The 1033-nt window shown below is 43.3% G+C and carries 1 protein-coding gene; it reads left to right on the top strand.

All coding sequences use genetic code 11. From position 1 onward, the window contains the following. Nucleotides 1-1032 (top strand): elongation factor Tu (gene tuf / locus WOCAOBSORBRA_RS06005; RefSeq protein WP_174516154.1); only part of this gene is annotated, 1032 nt, incomplete at its 5' end. Nucleotide 1033 lies beyond the last annotated feature (1 nt).

The following is a 1033-nucleotide window of genomic DNA, read 5'->3' on the forward strand; positions in this document are numbered from 1 at the left end:
GCGCCAGAAGAAAGGAAGAGGGGGATAACGATAGCAACAGCGCATGTTGAGTATCAGACGGAAAAAAGGCATTATGCACACGTTGATTGTCCTGGACACGCTGACTATGTAAAGAACATGATAGTAGGTGCAGCACAGATGGATGCGGCGATATTGGTAGTGTCGGGGGTTGATGGGCCAATGCCACAAACGAGAGAGCATATATTGCTGGCGAAGCAGGTAGGTGTTGGATATATCGTGGTGTATATAAATAAAGCTGATGTTGCTGATGCTGATATGATAGATTTAGTAGAAATGGAAGTGAGGGAATTACTGAGTAAATACGGATTTCCAGGGGATGAAGTGCCTGTGGTGGTTGGTTCAGCGCTCAAGGCGCTGGAGGATGACAGCAGCGAATATGGAAAGAAATCAATAGACAAATTGATGGAAAAGTTAGATGAATATGTAGCGGTTCCACCAAGGCCTGTGGATTTACCATTTTTATTGCCAATCGAAGATGTATTTTCGATATCGGGGCGAGGAACAGTGGTAACAGGAAGAATAGAGAAGGGAGAGATAAAGACGGGAGAAGAGATAGAGATAATAGGTCTGAAAGCGACGCAAAAGACGATATGCACAGGTGTTGAGATGTTTAAGAAGTTGCTGGATAAGGGAAGTGCAGGACTCAATGTAGGAATATTGTTAAGAGGAACAAAAAGAGAAGAAGTGGAGAGAGGGCAAGTATTAGCGAAACCGGGGACGATAACACCGCATAGAAAGTTTAAGGCGGAGGTTTATATATTAAAGAAAGAGGAAGGAGGAAGGCATACACCATTTTTTGCGAATTACCAGCCACAGTTTTATTTAAGGACAACGGATGTAACTGGGAGCATAAAATTGCTAGATGGGAAGGAGATGGTAATGCCAGGAGATAATGTGAGTGTAGAAGTAGAATTGCAAGTACCGATAGCAATGGATAAGGGATTGCGTTTTGCGATAAGAGAAGGCGGTAGAACTGTTGGTTCTGGTGTTGTTTCTGAAATTTTGGAGTGAG

Origin of the sequence: Wolbachia endosymbiont of Cardiocondyla obscurior, assembly GCF_902713635.1 — a bacterium.
In the GTDB taxonomy this organism is placed as follows: Bacteria; Pseudomonadota; Alphaproteobacteria; order Rickettsiales; family Anaplasmataceae; genus Wolbachia; species Wolbachia pipientis.